The sequence below is a fragment of the Streptomyces sp. LS1784 genome, assembly GCF_020103755.1.
In the GTDB taxonomy this organism is placed as follows: Bacteria; Actinomycetota; Actinomycetes; order Streptomycetales; family Streptomycetaceae; genus Kitasatospora.
Genome location: NZ_JAHSQD010000020.1, coordinates 1 through 13,675 on the forward strand (window position 1 = coordinate 1; position 13,675 = coordinate 13,675).

General features: G+C 72.4%; 12 protein-coding genes and 1 pseudogene. 8 read left to right on the forward strand and 5 right to left on the reverse strand.

Annotation, left to right across the window (positions count from 1 at the left end; all coding sequences use genetic code 11):
* A pseudogene (locus KS423_RS04835) lies at positions 1-408 on the reverse strand (hypothetical protein); the annotation flags it as partial.
* Positions 409-826: 418 nt separating this feature from the next.
* Between KS423_RS04835 and KS423_RS04840 the strand changes: the two are divergent.
* From KS423_RS04840 to KS423_RS04865, 6 genes are all read left to right on the forward strand, one after another.
* Positions 827-1,669, forward strand: a complete 843-nt coding sequence (locus KS423_RS04840; protein ID WP_224275201.1) for a nitrilase-related carbon-nitrogen hydrolase — start codon at positions 827-829, stop codon at positions 1,667-1,669.
* 11 nt (positions 1,670-1,680) lie between these two features.
* Positions 1,681-3,111, forward strand: coding sequence for a dihydropyrimidinase (gene hydA / locus KS423_RS04845; protein WP_224275203.1), 1,431 nt, complete (start codon positions 1,681-1,683; stop codon positions 3,109-3,111).
* Positions 3,112-3,231: 120 nt separating this feature from the next.
* Positions 3,232-4,245 (forward strand): TIGR03842 family LLM class F420-dependent oxidoreductase, encoded by a 1,014-nt coding sequence (locus KS423_RS04850; protein ID WP_224275205.1) that lies wholly within the window; start codon positions 3,232-3,234, stop codon positions 4,243-4,245.
* A 140-nt stretch (positions 4,246-4,385) separates the two neighbouring features.
* Positions 4,386-5,942 (forward strand): NCS1 family nucleobase:cation symporter-1, encoded by a 1,557-nt coding sequence (locus KS423_RS04855; protein ID WP_224275207.1) that lies wholly within the window; start codon positions 4,386-4,388, stop codon positions 5,940-5,942.
* A gap of 270 nt (positions 5,943-6,212) precedes the next feature.
* Positions 6,213-6,479, forward strand: a complete 267-nt coding sequence (locus KS423_RS04860) for a GlsB/YeaQ/YmgE family stress response membrane protein (RefSeq protein ID WP_224275209.1) — start codon at positions 6,213-6,215, stop codon at positions 6,477-6,479.
* A gap of 208 nt (positions 6,480-6,687) precedes the next feature.
* Positions 6,688-6,951, forward strand: coding sequence for a GlsB/YeaQ/YmgE family stress response membrane protein (locus KS423_RS04865; RefSeq protein WP_224275211.1), 264 nt, complete (start codon positions 6,688-6,690; stop codon positions 6,949-6,951).
* Here the strand turns inward: KS423_RS04865 and KS423_RS04870 are convergent.
* From KS423_RS04870 to KS423_RS04885, 4 genes are all read right to left on the reverse strand, one after another.
* Complete coding sequence (locus KS423_RS04870) at positions 6,918-7,907, reverse strand: ADP-ribosylglycohydrolase family protein (protein ID WP_224275213.1); 990 nt, start codon at positions 7,905-7,907, stop codon at positions 6,918-6,920. The two genes, KS423_RS04865 and KS423_RS04870, sit on opposite strands and share 34 nt — an antisense overlap.
* Before the next feature lie 107 nt (positions 7,908-8,014).
* The gene (locus KS423_RS04875; RefSeq protein ID WP_224275215.1) at positions 8,015-8,602 is read right to left on the reverse strand and encodes a TetR family transcriptional regulator; all 588 of its coding nucleotides are present in this window, start codon (positions 8,600-8,602) and stop codon (positions 8,015-8,017) included.
* A gap of 58 nt (positions 8,603-8,660) precedes the next feature.
* Positions 8,661-9,674: an aldo/keto reductase gene (locus KS423_RS04880; RefSeq protein ID WP_308020134.1), complete on the reverse strand. Its 1,014-nt coding sequence runs from the start codon at positions 9,672-9,674 to the stop codon at positions 8,661-8,663.
* 350 nt (positions 9,675-10,024) lie between these two features.
* Positions 10,025-10,939: a class I SAM-dependent methyltransferase gene (locus KS423_RS04885; RefSeq protein WP_224275217.1), complete on the reverse strand. Its 915-nt coding sequence runs from the start codon at positions 10,937-10,939 to the stop codon at positions 10,025-10,027.
* A gap of 222 nt (positions 10,940-11,161) precedes the next feature.
* Here KS423_RS04885 and KS423_RS04890 point away from each other — a divergent pair, with 222 nt between their 5' ends.
* Positions 11,162-12,580, forward strand: coding sequence for a sensor histidine kinase (locus KS423_RS04890; RefSeq protein ID WP_224275218.1), 1,419 nt, complete (start codon positions 11,162-11,164; stop codon positions 12,578-12,580).
* Positions 12,577-13,236, forward strand: coding sequence for a response regulator transcription factor (locus KS423_RS04895; RefSeq protein ID WP_224275221.1), 660 nt, complete (start codon positions 12,577-12,579; stop codon positions 13,234-13,236). Before KS423_RS04890 ends, KS423_RS04895 begins: the two co-directional genes overlap by 4 nt.
* Positions 13,237-13,675: the final 439 nt, after the last annotated feature.

Genomic DNA, 13,675 nt, shown 5'->3' on the forward strand with positions numbered 1-13,675 from the left:
CGCGAGCGCCGGCAGCCGTCGGCGCTCCGGTCCGAGCACGTACCCGCCGAGCAGCGCGGCCGCGACCAGCGTCAGCCCGTAGCCGCCGATCAGCCAGCCGTCGGCGCGCAGTGCGGCCAGGTGGTCCGCGGCGCGCCCGCCGACCACCGCCTCGGCGACCCTACGGGAACCGGCCAGTTGGAGCGCGACGTCCGGTACGCGCGGTGCCTGGCGGAGGAACATCAGCCCGCCGAGGACGACCGGCAGCAGTGCGCCGAGGGCGAGCAGCAGGCCGACCCGGGCAGGCAGGGCGGGAGGCCGTGCCGCCGGGCCTCCGCCCGCCGCCGTCCCCGTCGTACCCGGCGCTTCCGCCGTACCCGGTGCTTCCGCCGCTTCCGCCGCGGACTTCGACACCACCACCGTCGTCACCCCCCGCTTGGTCGCCCCGATCCCCCGTGACCGGGCCGCCGAACTCGTATGGAACCACACGGGACTGACAACCTGTCGTGATCCGCAGCGATGTCCACGCGGGTCTTACCCCGCCACCGCCGATTGCGCACCCCAAGCGTTCGGTTTCGCTCGAACGAGTAAGAAGGCAACTCCCTGGGTAGATCAGCTTTTCATCCCACCCGGGACCGCCCGCGTGTCCGCGCAAGAGGATCGCTCCGGACGCGTTTCCGCCAACGTATTGTCAGGCCACCGAGGCCAGGCCTACCGTCTACAGATCGCTTTCTACGCACGTAGACCCTGCGGTTCCCCGAGCGGACCCGCAGGCGAGACCCGCCCCGTCAACCCTCAGACCGCGGGTCCGACCGCACGGCCGGACCGCGGAGTTGCGGAGGTACCCATGTCGCAGATCGTCCGTGCCGCGCTCGTCCAGACCCGTTGGACCGGTGACCAGGAGAGCATGATCGCGCTCCATGAGCGGTACGCCCGGGAGGCCGCCGCCCAGGGTGCGAAGATCATCGGATTCCAGGAGGTCTTCAACTCCCCGTACTTCTGTCAGGTCCAGGAGGCCGAGCACTACCGCTGGGCCGAAGCCGTCCCCGACGGCCCGACCGTGCGCCGGATGCAGGACCTCGCCCGCGAACTCGGGCTGGTGATGGTCGTCCCGGTCTACGAGGAGGAGCAGAGCGGCGTCTACTACAACACCGCCGCCGTCATCGACGCCGACGGCAGCTACCTCGGCAAGTACCGCAAGCACCACATCCCGCAGGTCAAGGGCTTCTGGGAGAAGTACTACTTCAAGCCCGGCAACCTCGGCTGGCCCGTGTTCGACACCGCCGTCGGCAAGGTCGGCGTGTACATCTGCTACGACCGCCACTTCCCCGAGGGCTGGCGCGCCCTGGGCCTGGCCGGTGCGCAGATCGTCTACAACCCCTCCGCCACCAGCCGCGGCCTGTCCGCCTACCTCTGGCAGCTCGAACAGCCCGCCGCCGCCGTCGCCAACGAGTACTTCGTCGCCGCGATCAACCGCGTCGGCACCGAGGAGTACGGCGACAACGACTTCTACGGCACCTCCTACTTCGTGGATCCGCGCGGCCAGTTCGTCGGCGACGTCGCCTCCGACAAGGCGGAGGAACTCGTCGTCCGCGACCTCGACCTCGGCCTGATCGAACAGGTCCGCCAGCAGTGGGCGTTCTACCGCGACCGCCGACCCGACGCCTACGGACCGCTCGCCGAGGCGTGAGGAGCAGCACGATGACCACCCGCGACCCGAACCGGCGCACCGTCGTCCGCGGCGGCCTCGTCATCACCGCCACCGAGGAACTCCACGCCGACGTCCTGGTCGAGGGCGAGCGCATCGCCGCCCTCGCCGTCACCGGCAGCTCCGCCGCCGAGGCCTGGACCGCCGACACCGTCATCGACGCCACCGGCCACTACGTCATCCCTGGCGGTGTCGACGCCCACACCCACATGGAGCTGCCGTTCGGCGGCACCGCTGCCTCCGACACCTTCGAGACCGGCACCCGGGCCGCAGCCTGGGGCGGCACCACGACCATCGTGGACTTCGCCGTCCAGCCGGTCGGCGGCTCGCTGCGCGAGGGCCTGGACGCCTGGCACGCCAAGGCCGAGGGCAACTGCGCGATCGACTACGCCTTCCACACCATCGTCTCCGACGTCAACGACGCCGTCCTCAAGGAGATGGACACGCTCGTCGACTCCGGCGAGTCCACCTCCTTCAAGCTCTTCATGGCCTACCCCGGCGTCTTCTACAGCGACGACGGCCGCATCCTGCGCGCCATGCAGCGCGGCGCCGTCAACGGCGGGCTGATCATGATGCACGCGGAGAACGGCATCGCCATCGACGTCCTGGTCGAGCAGGCCCTCGCGGCCGGGAAGACCGCCCCCCGCTACCACGGCGAGGTCCGCCGCGAACTGCTGGAGGCCGAGGCCACGCACCGGGCGATCAAGCTCGCCCAGGTGGCCGGCAGCCCGCTCTACGTGGTGCACGTCTCCGCCGCCGCCGCGCTCGCCGAACTCACCCGGGCCCGGGACACCGGCCTCAACGTCTTCGGCGAGACCTGCCCCCAGTACCTCTTCCTCTCCACCGACAACCTCGCCGAGGAGGGCGCCGACGGCTTCGAGGGCGCCAAGTACGTGTGCAGCACGCCGCTTCGGCCCCGCGAGCACCAGGAGGCACTCTGGCGCGGGCTGCGCACCAACGACCTCCAGGTGGTCTCCACCGACCACTGCCCGTTCTGCTTCGTCGGCCAGAAGGAGCTGGGCCGGGGCGACTTCTCGAAGATCCCCAACGGCCTTCCCGGCGTGGAGAACCGGATGGACCTGCTCCACCAGGCCGTGGTGGACGGGCACATCAGCCGGCGCCGCTGGGTCGAGATCGCCTGCACCACCCCGGCCCGGATGTTCGGCCTGCACCCGCGCAAGGGCACCATCGCCCCGGGCGCCGACGCCGACCTGGTGGTCTACGACCCCGCCGCGGTGCAGACCGTCTCCGCCGCGAGCCACCACATGAACGTGGACTACTCGGCCTACGAGGGCCGCCGACTCACCGGCCGGGCACGGACGGTGCTGTCCCGCGGCACCGTGGTGCTGGACGACGGGAACTGGCTCGGCCGGGTCGGCCACGGCACCTTCCTGCGCCGGGACACCTGCCAGTACCTGGTCTGAGCCCCTCCGCTACCGCCATCCCGCGCTTTTCGACATCCGCCCTTCGCCGCCCGCCCGTCCGCCGGATCGATCCGGCCGGCGCGCCGGGCGGCGGGCCGACCCCTCTGCCTGGAGACCCTCATGGACATCGGCCTCGTCCTTCAGACCGACCCGCCCGCCCGACTGGTCATCGACCGGATGATCCGCGCCGAGCAGGCCGGGTTCACCCACGGCTGGACCTTCGACTCCTGCGTGCTGTGGCAGGAGCCCTTCGTCATCCACAGCCGGATCCTCGCCGAGACCGAGCGGATGACCGTCGGCCCGATGGTCACCAACCCCTCCACCCGCACCTGGGAGGTGACCGCCTCCCTGTTCGCCACGCTCAACGACATGTACGGCAACCGGACCGTCTGCGGGATCGGCCGCGGTGACTCCGCCATGCGGGTCGCCGGGCGGCGCCCCGCCACCCTCGCCCGCCTCTCCGAAGCCATGCACGCCATCAAGGAGTTGGCCGAGGGGCGCACCGCCGAGGTGGACGGCACCGAGATGCACCTGCCGTGGGTCCGAGCCGGCGCGTCCCTGCCGATCTGGATGGGTGCGTACGGGCCGAAGGCGCTGAACCTGACGGGGCGTCAGGCCGACGGCTTCATCCTCCAGCTGGCCGACCCGTACCTCACCGAGTTCATGATCAAGGCGGCGCGGGCCGCCGCCGTGGAGGCCGGCCGGGACCCGGAGTCGCTCACCATCTGCGTCGCCGCCCCGGCCTACGTCACCGCCGACGACTCGCCCGAGGCACTCGCCCACGCCCGGGAGCAGTGCCGCTGGTTCGGCGGGATGGTCGGCAACCACGTGGCCGATCTGGTCAGCCACTACGGCGAGCACTCCGACCTGGTGCCGGAGGCGCTCACCGACTACATCAAGGGCCGCCAGGGCTACGACTACAGCCACCACGGCCGGGCCGGGAACCCGGACACCGCCTTCGTCCCGGACGAGATCGTCGACCGCTTCTGCCTGATCGGCCCGGCGGAGCTGCAGCGGGCCCGGTTGGCGGAGCTCCGCTCGCTCGGCGTCGACCAGTTCGCCGTCTACGCCATGCACGACGCCATCGAGACCACCATCGACGCGTACGGGACGGACGTCATCCCGCACCTGTGACGCCCACCTGCGGCGCCCGGACCGGGGCGTCCCGACTGTTCCGGCGATCGTGAACCAGCCTGAGAACCTGCCCGTGGACCCGACTGTGAACCCCATCTGAGCTGAGCCGCGGATTCGCCCGCGGTGGACGGGAGTTGTTCATGACCGACACCGAGACCAGCGGCGGCAGACAGTGGCACCACCCCGACGGCCGGGTCGAACTCGACCCGGCCGTCGGGGAACTGCCCCCCAACGGTTTCACCAGTGACGACCTGCGGCCGGTCCCGGTGGCGCGGCGCACCTGGACCACGTACAACTTCCTCGCGCTCTGGGTCGGCATGGCCCACAACATCCCCTCCTGGACCCTGGCTTCGGGCCTGGTCGCGCTCGGCATGGACTGGAAGCAGGCGGTGCTGACCATCGCGCTCGCCAACCTCGTCGTGCTGGTTCCGATGCTGCTCACCGGGCACGCCGGCACCAAGTACGGCATCCCGTTCCCGGTCTTCGCCCGCGCTGCCTTCGGGCTGCGCGGCGCCAACCTGCCCGCCCTGCTGAGGGCGGCGGTGGCTTGTGCCTGGTTCGGCATCCAGACCTGGATCGGCGGCGAGGGCATCTTCCTGCTGGCGGGCAAGCTGTTCGGCGAATCCTGGCGTACGGCGGGGGAGTTCGGCGGCTACCCGTGGACGCAGTGGCTCTCGTTCCTGCTGTTCTGGCTGATCGAGATGGCCGTCATCGCGCGGGGGATGGAGGCACTGCGACGGTTCGAGAACTGGGCGGCGCCGTTCGTCATCGTCGGTGCGCTCGCGCTGCTGGCGTGGATCACCGTCAAGGCGGGCGGGTTCGGGCCGCTGCTCGACCAGCCCTCCAGGCTGGGGTGGGGCGGCGGCTTCTGGAAGGTCTTCTTCCCGGCGCTGATGGGCATGATCGGGTTCTGGTCCACGCTCTCGCTGAACATCCCCGACTTCACCCGCTTCGGCGGCAGCCAGCGGGCCCAGATCCGCGGGCAGGCGCTCGGCCTGCCGACCACGATGACGTTCTTCGCGTTCCTGTCCGTGCTGGTCACCTCGGGCTCCGAAGCGGTCTACGGGGTGCCGGTGTGGGACCCGATCCAGCTGGCAGCCAGGATGGAGAACCCGGTCGGCATCCTGTTCGCACTGCTGACCGTGCTGGTCGCGACGCTGTCGGTGAACATCGCCGCCAACGTCGTCTCGCCCGCCTACGACCTCGCCAACCTGCTGCCGCGCCTCGTCACCTTCCGCACCGGGGCGCTGGTCGCGGGGGTGGTCGGGATCGTGATCTTCCCGTGGCGGCTGATCTCCGACCCGCACGTGTACATCTACACCTGGCTGGGCGTGGTCGGCGGCCTGCTCGGCACGGTCGGCGGAGTGCTGATCGCGGACTACTGGGCGCTGCGGCGCACCCGCCTCCGGCTCGCCGAGCTGTACCGGCCGGGAGGGGCGTACTGGTACACGGCGGGCTGGAACTGGCGGGCCGTCACGGCGCTGCTGGTGGGTGGCGTGCTGGCCGTCGGGGGCTCGTACTCCACCCTCGACGCCGGCGGCGCGAAGCAGGGCCCGTTCCCGGCGGACGGCCTGATCCCCGTCCTCAAGCCGCTCGCCGACTATGGCTGGGCCGTCGGGCTGACGGCGGCGGCCGTGGTGTACCTGGGGCTGAGCGGGGTGTTCGGGAGGGGCGCTGCGGAGGAGGGGGAGGGCTGACGGCGAACAGCGAACAGCTGACAGATTTCGAAATCTGTCAGCTGTTCGCTGTTCGCCGTCGTCTGTTGCTCGTCGCCCGGCCGCTGCCGCCGCCCGTTCGACGACGGTGAGGACCTTTGCCGCGCCGTCCTCGGCGGCCGGTTTGCCAGGTGGCGGAACCGGGTGGACCGGGTAATCCCGGTGCGGAACCGGGGGGCGGGGCGGTGGCGTCTTCGAGGGCAGAGCGGACGGGGCGGGGCCCGTCGCGCCTCGGACGGGAGGGGCTGACCGATGAGCATCGTCGCGTGGATCGTGCTGGGCCTGCTGGCGGGTGGGCTGGCCAAGCTGCTGCTGCCGGGGAAGGACCCGGGCGGCCTGATCGTGACCACCCTGATCGGCATCGCCGGGTCCTTCGTCGGCGGCTGGATCGCGTCGCACTTCCTGCACCGCTCGGTCACCGCGCACTTCTTCGACGCGGCGACCTGGGTGTCGGCGATCGGCGGCGCCCTGGTGCTGCTGATCGTCTACCGTCTGCTGTTCGGCAACTCGCGCCGCTGACAGGCGAGTTCACCGCGGTCCCGGAGCCCCGGGCGGGTGACGGGGCCGCGTCGCAGGCGGGTCCGCCACCCGGAGCGGCAGCGCCCGGGTGGCCGGTTCGACGCGGTCCTGCCGGGTGCTGGAACGGTGCGGGGTCCTCGTACGTCCTTCCGGTCGGACCCGGGGGGGCTCGGCGGGGTCGTCACACCGATGACGCAAGGGGCGGCGGATGAGCTGGATGGCGTGGATCGTGCTGGGCCTGGTGTCGGGGACCCTGGCCAGGATGGCGATGTCGAGGGGTGAACGCGGTCTGATCAGCAGCACCCTGATCGGCATCACCGGCTCCTACATCGGCACCTGGATCGTTCTGCACTGGATGCACGGGACGGTGAAGGTGGGCTTGCTCGACGTCACGACCTGGGTGTCGGCGATCGGCGGCGCGATGGTCCTGCTCCTCGCCTACCGGGTGCTCCGCTTCGTCGCGCGGCGCTGACCGCCGGGCGCCGATCCGCCCGGAGTTCCCGGTTGCCGGTCGGCGGTCCGGGGTGCTCCGGCGGCCCGGAGCGGGAGTTGCTCGCGCGCGTCGATCCAGCCGGGCGGCACGTCCGCGAGCCCGGTCCTGGCGGCGACCACGCCGGCGGCGATGGCGCAGGTGGTGTCCATGTCGCCCCAGCCCCCCAGAGTCTGCCAGATGGTCTCGGGCAGCGAGTCCAGGTGCCCGGCCGCGGACCAGAGGGCGAACGGCACGGTGTCCGGGGCGGAGATCAGCGCTCCCGAGCCGAGCACGTTGGCGGCGTGTCGGACACTGGTGTGCTCGGGCAGCCGGGCGGCGATCCGCAGCCCGGAGCGGACCTCGCTGTCCGGCAGGCGTCCGGCGATCTCGGTCAGCAACTCGGCCCGGCCGGGCGGGTTTCCGCCTCGGCTCCGGACCGCCAGCGCCGCCGCGAGCGCGACCGCCACCGCCCCGGCGATCGCCTCCGGGTGGAAGTGGGTGGTGAGCGCCTGCAGTTCGGCCTGTCGGACCACCGTGTCGAGGTCCTCGGCGAACCAGGCACCCAGCGGGGCGACCCGCATCGCGGCGCCGTTCCCGTACGATCCCTGGCCCTCGAACTGGCCGGCGGTGATGGCGCGCCAGTCCCCACCCGCGCCGATCCCGCGCAGCACCCGGTGCATCGACGGGCCGTACTTGCGCCCGTACTCGCGGGCGTACTCGGCGGCGAACTCCCGGGCGAGCGAGTCCGGTCGGACCTCTCCCGCGTCGTGCAGGTGGCGGACCAGTACGAGTGCCATGGCGGTGTCATCGGTCCAGTGCCAGGGCGCGGGCCGGACCAGCCGGGCGGCCAGTGCGGCGGGTGCCTCGTCCGGCGGGACCGAGAACCACCGGTCGCCGAAGGCGTCGCCGAGAGCAAGTCCCTCCAGGCTCTCCAGGACCGGGCCCGCCGCACGCATGTCATCCTCCAGGTGAGATCAACTGTGCGCGGCAGTCTGCCGGGCGGACGAGGCGCCGGCGAGTGGATTTCCTCCCGCCCGTCGGCCCGTCCGGAACTGGCAGGTCGTCACTTCACCTTCAGGCCGCCGAGGACGAGCTTCCAGACGGCCTCGAACCGGTCGTCGACCCCGGGGGCGGACCAGGTGGACGCGTAGGCCGGATCGTGGAAGGGGCCGGTGGCGTCGAAGACGGCGCGGGCGATGTTGCGGATGTGGGCGAGCTTGAACTCCTTGCCCTCCATGCCTTCCTCGACGATCTGCGCGATCTGGTCGACCAGGGTGTCGACGTGGGTGTCCACCAGGCCACTGTTCTCCTCGACCAGCACCATGTAGGTGGCGAACAGCTCCGGGTCGTCCAGCGCCTTCTTCCGCTTGGCCGTGAACAGCGTCGTCAGCCAGCGGTGCAGCCGCTCGGAGGCGGGGCCGCCCTCGTTGGAGATGGTCGCCAGCTCGTGATGGGCCTGGTCGAGCCAGCGCTGGGTGACCGCCTCGCGCAGCGCGGCCTTGCTGGGGAAGTGGCGGTAGACGCTGCTGTGGCTGACGCCGAGGATACGGGCGACGTCCACGACGGTGGCCTTGGCCGGGCCGAACCGCCGGAGGACGTCCTCCGCCGCGATCAGGATCTGCTCGGCGGTGAGTGTGCTGTCCGTGGTCACGGGGAGGTCCGTCCTTAGGGTCGTGCGGTCGGGTCGTGCGGCGATGGTGCCGGAGCGGTCAGCGCTCGCTGTCCAGGTGGGCCATCTGTGCGGCAGCGTACCGGTCACCGGCGGCCGAGCCGGCGGGTACGGCGGCCTCGATGGCGGCGAGGTCGGCCTCGGTGAGAGTGACGTCGAGTGCGCCGAGGGCCTCGGCCAGGCGGTCCCGGCGGCGGGCGCCGACCAGCGGGACGACGTCCTGCCCGCGCGAGGCCACCCAGGCGATGGCGACCTGGGCGACAGTCGCACCCCTTGCCGCGGCGATCTCGCGCAGGGCCTCGACCAGTGCCAGGTTGTGGGCCAGGTTCTCGCCCTGGAAGCGCGGGCTGTGGCTGCGGAAGTCGGTGCCGCCGAGGGTACGGTCCCGGCCCCAGTGGCCGCTGAGCAGGCCGCGGGAGAGCACCCCGTACGCGGTGATGCCGATGCCGAGCTCGCGGGCGGCGGGCAGGACGGCGGCCTCGATCGAGCGGGAGAGCAGCGAGTACTCGATCTGGAGGTCGCTGATCGGGTGGACGGCGGCGGCCCGGCGCAGGGTGTCGGCGCCGACCTCGGAGAGTCCGATGTGGCGGACGTAGCCGGCCTGCACCAGGTCGGCGATGGCGCCGACGGTCTCCTCGACCGGGACGTTCGGGTCCAGGCGGGCCGGGCGGTAGACGTCGATGTGGTCGGTGCGCAGGCGGCGCAGGGTGTAGGAGAGCGCGGTCTTGGTGGCGGCGGGGCTCGCGTCGTAGCCGAGCCACTGGCCGTCGGGGGTGCGCTGGGCGCCGAACTTCACGCTGATCTGCACGTGGTCGCGATCGCGACCACGCAGTGCCTCGTGGATCAGCAGCTCGTTGTGGCCCATGCCGTAGAAGTCGGCGGTGTCGAGCAGGGTGATCCCGGCGTCGAGCGCGGCGTGGATGGTGGCGATGCTCTCGGCTTCGTCGGCCGGGCCGTACAGGTCGGACATGCCCATGCAGCCGAGGCCGAGGGTCGAGGTGACCGGCCCGGTGGTGCCGAGGGGGCGCTGGGCGGGGCGGGTGTTCGTGGACACGGGTGCTCCAGGGGGCGGGTGCGGTGCCAGGAGTCGGGGCAGGGGGACCCGGGTGCCACTATGGCACGACATCGAACAGATTTCAAAATCTGTCCGCTGTCGTCTGTTATCTGAAAGTTGAAATCTGTCGATTGTCATTTGTTTGGATTGGCGGCTCGGGGTCAGCCGACCCCGAAGGCGCCCGACCGGTCGCAGTGCGGCTGTCCGGCTGCGCTCGCACGCACTCGACGGTGTGGCGGCAGACGCCCGCGTCGAAGGTGACCGCGATGCCCGCGCCCTGGTGCGTCCGCCCGCCGCCGTCCTTGCCCTCGCTCCGGTCCTTCTCGTTGTCCGGGCCCGGCCCCGGTCCGTCATCGAGCGACCGGGGCCGCCCCGCCCGTCGATTCGGCCGAGGTGGTCTTCGTACCCCTCGTGCTCGTGGCCCCGGTCGTGTCCCGGTCCCTCGCCTTCGCCGCCGTTGCCGCGTCGGCCGCCTTCGCCGCGTCCGCCGGCTCGACGACCGGGCTCCCGGCCGACCCCCAGACCTCACGTCCGCCCGGCGACCGCAGCAGGTAGGCGCGGGCGGGCGGCACATTGCGCCACGCCGTGCGCTCGCCGAGGCCGTACGCCGCCTCGAACCGTCGCAGCAGCCGCACCACCGCCCGGTGGCGGGCGCCCCGGCGGGGGCCCGAGGTGAGGGTGCGCGCCGTCGTCGTGCCGAGGTACCCGAAGTACGTCAGCTCCCCGCCGGGCGTCAGCAGTCGCAGGTAGAGGTCGAGGATGTCGCGCACCTGCGCGGGCTCGAAGTTGGTGAACGGCAGCCCGGACACGATCACGTCGTACCGCTCCGGGAACTCGTCCGTCCGGGCTCCTGCCGGCGTCGGCGGGTGGCATTCCGGAAGCTCCTCGACCCGGCAGGCCGACAGGCGCAGCCCGACACCGGGGCGGCGTGCGGCCAGTACCGGGTCCTCCCGCAGTCGGTCGGCGAACCGCGGGTTGGCCTCGACGACGTGCAACCGGTCGCCCGGGCGCAGCACTTGGGCCAGTCGACGCGTCACCACGCCGGTGCCGGCGCCGACCTCCAGCACCGAGATCGGACGGTTCGGGCGGCTGGTGACCGGCACCACTAGCGCGTTCACCAGCTCCGGGCCGCTCGGGGCCAGCGCGCCGGTGTCGTGGAAGGTGCGTAGCGCCTCGGCGAGGAACAGCAGGTGGTCCCCGCCGGTGGGCGAACTGTACCGGGGGGAAAGGGATTCGGGACGGTGGTGGAGCCGCTCGTTGGTCATGCCGTCGACGCTAGGCAGGGCGGAGGAGTCGCGAATCGGCCGGTCAGCGGCGCCGACCCCCGACGAAAGTCGAGGGCGCGGTTACCCGGAAGACAGAGGCGTTGCGCGGCCGAGCGCCCCTAGCATCGAGCCCGACATGCCGAACACCAGGCGTGCCGAACACCGGACGTACGGAAGGCCCTCGGAACGGGGGAAGAGGAACGGGAAAGGAGGAGGGGCGTCATGCGTAGAAGTGTGCTCGGCTGGTACGGGCCGGACCACCGGGCCGGGACCGACACGTTGCTGCTGCTCGGTCTGCTCGGTCTCACCACCGAGGAGGCCCTGGTCCAGTGGGCGCACTCCGACGGCCCGTTGCGCCTGCCCCGTACGGTCGTGGCCGCGCTCGCCTCGCTGTCGCTCGTCTTCGCCCGTCGCTACCCGGTGGCCTCGGCCGTGCTGCCGGTGCTCACCGGCGGGCTGTTCAACCGGGCCTTTCCCGGCCTGTTCAGCGTCTTCCACCTCGCCTACCTCGACCGGAGCGGCCCGGCGATGGCGGGTGGCGCGGTCATCGCGGTGGTCAGCGCGACGGGTGCGGATTCGCTGGTCGGCTGGGCCGGCACCACCGGGTCCCAACTCCTGGTCCAGGCCGCCACGCTGGCGGTCGGCCTGTGGCTGCACGGCAGACGGGTGCTGATCCGCACCCTGCACGAGCAGGTCGACGTGCTGCGCCGCGAGCGGGAGCTGCGCGCCGAACAGGCCCGGGCCGCCGAACGTGCCCGGATCGCCCGGGAGATGCACGACGTGCTGGCCCATCGGCTCAGCCTCCTGGTGCTGCACGCCGGCGTGCTGCGCGACCAGGCCAGGGCCGGAACCGTCGCTGCCGACCCCGACCGGCTCACCCACCGTCTCGAACTGCTGCGAACCACCGCCGCCCGCTCGCTCGACGACCTGCGCGACGTCCTGGGCGCACTGCGGGCGGACCCACCGGCTCCGCCCGCCACGGGAGGCGAGCCGTCCGTTCCGGCCGAGGCCGGGCGCGTCCCGGCGCCCGCCCTGCGCGACCTGACCGAACTCGTCGGCGAGGCGAACCAGGCCGGTCAGCGGGTCGAACTCGCCCTCTCCGGAGACCCGGAGACCGTCCCGACCACCCACCGGCTGGCCGTGCACCGGCTGGTCCAGGAGGCACTGACCAACGCCCGCAAGTACGCGCACGCCGCGCCCGTCACCGTCCGGGTCGGCTACGGGGCGCCGGCGACGACGGTCGACGTCCGCAACGGCCCGGGCGAGGCGCCGCCGGACGGGCCGGGTACTGGCGGCGGGTACGGGCTGGTGGGGCTGGCCGAACGGGTCGGAGCCCTCGGCGGCCACCTCGACGCCGGACCGGACGGCAGCGGCGGCTTCCGGCTCGCCGCCCGGTTACCCGCGCCGGACCGCCGGCCGCAGGCGGTGCCCGACCCGGCTCCCGCCCGTGGCGACGGTCCGGCTGTGCATCCGGGGCGGGCGCTGCCGTGGCCGGATCAGGGGAAACGAGGGGCACGGCAGTCGCAGGAAGGGGGGCAAGAGGCGCAAGGGGTGCAACAGCCGGCGCCACCGAAGCAACCGAAGCAGGAGACGGAGCAGGAACCGAAGCAGGAACCGACGCAGCCGAAGGACGCCGCATGATCCGAACAATGGTGGTCGACGACGATGCGCTGGTGCGCCTCGGCCTGGTCGATCTCCTGACCCAGGACCCGGCACTCACCGTGGTCGCCGAGGCCGCCGACGGGCTGCAGGCCGTCGAACTCGCGGGCAGCCGGCGGATCGACGTCGTGCTGATGGACATCCGGATGCCCCGGCTCGACGGGATCGCCGCCACCCGGCGGCTGCGTGAACTCCCCGACGGCCCGCGGGTCATCGCCCTCACGACCTTCGACCTGGACGAGTACGTGTACCAAGCGCTCGCGGCCGGGGCGGACGGCTTTCTGCTGAAAGACACCCCGCCCGCGGAGATCGCACGGGCCGTCCACGTCGTCGCGGGCGGTCAGGGGATGCTGCACCCGGCGGCCGCGCGGCGGCTGATCGACCGCTACCACCGGGTCGGGGCGCCCCGGTCGGTGGCCGCCCGCAACCGGGTCGCCGGGCTCACCCCGCGGGAGACCGACGTGCTGCGCGAACTCGCCGACGGGCTCTCCAATGCCGAGATCGCGGGCGTGCTCGGGATGCGCGAGAGCACCGTCAAGGCGCACGTCAGCCGGATCCTGACCGGGCTCGCGGTCGGCAACCGGGTCCAGGCGGCGCTGCTCGCACGGGATGCCGGGCTGGTGGGCGACGGTGCCTGAGGACGGACGGCTGAGGCCGGCTGTGCCCGGACCGGGCACGGGGGTTCCGACCGTCCGTGCCCGTCCGTGCCCGTCCGTGTCTGAGCGCCCTCCCGCTGTTCCCGGGTACCGCCCGGTCGTGCCCCGGGGGTCGCGGGCGAGGCACGTCGGGGCTCGGCGGGGCACATCGGGGCACGGCATCGGCCGGTGTTCATACGGGTGTTCCCCGGACGTTCCCCCGGAGTCGGAGCGGGCGTCGGAGCGGGCTTCCCTGAGCCGCCGCGTGCCCCCGGTTCGTACCGCATGCTGAGCCGCTGTCACCCATCCGGCGTGGAAATGCCGTGCCTTGGCCGTTTGCGCTGCCGAACTCGGGCGGCGGGTCCATGGTGGAGATGGGCGCGATCCGGCGACCGCGCCCGCGCGCCGATCCAGGCCCGCGCGCCGAGCGCCCGCGCCGATC

Excerpts from the sequence above, each read along its gene's own strand:
- KS423_RS04850 (WP_224275205.1), top strand. The coding sequence starts at position 3,232 with ATGGACATCGGCCTCGTCCTTCAGACCGACCCGCCCGCCCGACTGGTC.
- KS423_RS04895 (WP_224275221.1), top strand. The coding sequence starts at position 12,577 with ATGATCCGAACAATGGTGGTCGACGACGATGCGCTGGTGCGCCTCGGC.
- KS423_RS04860 (WP_224275209.1), top strand. The coding sequence starts at position 6,213 with ATGAGCATCGTCGCGTGGATCGTGCTGGGCCTGCTGGCGGGTGGGCTG.
- hydA (WP_224275203.1), top strand. The coding sequence starts at position 1,681 with ATGACCACCCGCGACCCGAACCGGCGCACCGTCGTCCGCGGCGGCCTC.
- KS423_RS04840 (WP_224275201.1), top strand. The coding sequence starts at position 827 with ATGTCGCAGATCGTCCGTGCCGCGCTCGTCCAGACCCGTTGGACCGGT.
- KS423_RS04885 (WP_224275217.1), bottom strand. The coding sequence starts at position 10,939 with ATGACCAACGAGCGGCTCCACCACCGTCCCGAATCCCTTTCCCCCCGG.
- KS423_RS04865 (WP_224275211.1), top strand. The coding sequence starts at position 6,688 with ATGAGCTGGATGGCGTGGATCGTGCTGGGCCTGGTGTCGGGGACCCTG.
- KS423_RS04855 (WP_224275207.1), top strand. The coding sequence starts at position 4,386 with ATGACCGACACCGAGACCAGCGGCGGCAGACAGTGGCACCACCCCGAC.
- KS423_RS04870 (WP_224275213.1), bottom strand. The coding sequence starts at position 7,907 with ATGCGTGCGGCGGGCCCGGTCCTGGAGAGCCTGGAGGGACTTGCTCTC.
- KS423_RS04890 (WP_224275218.1), top strand. The coding sequence starts at position 11,162 with ATGCGTAGAAGTGTGCTCGGCTGGTACGGGCCGGACCACCGGGCCGGG.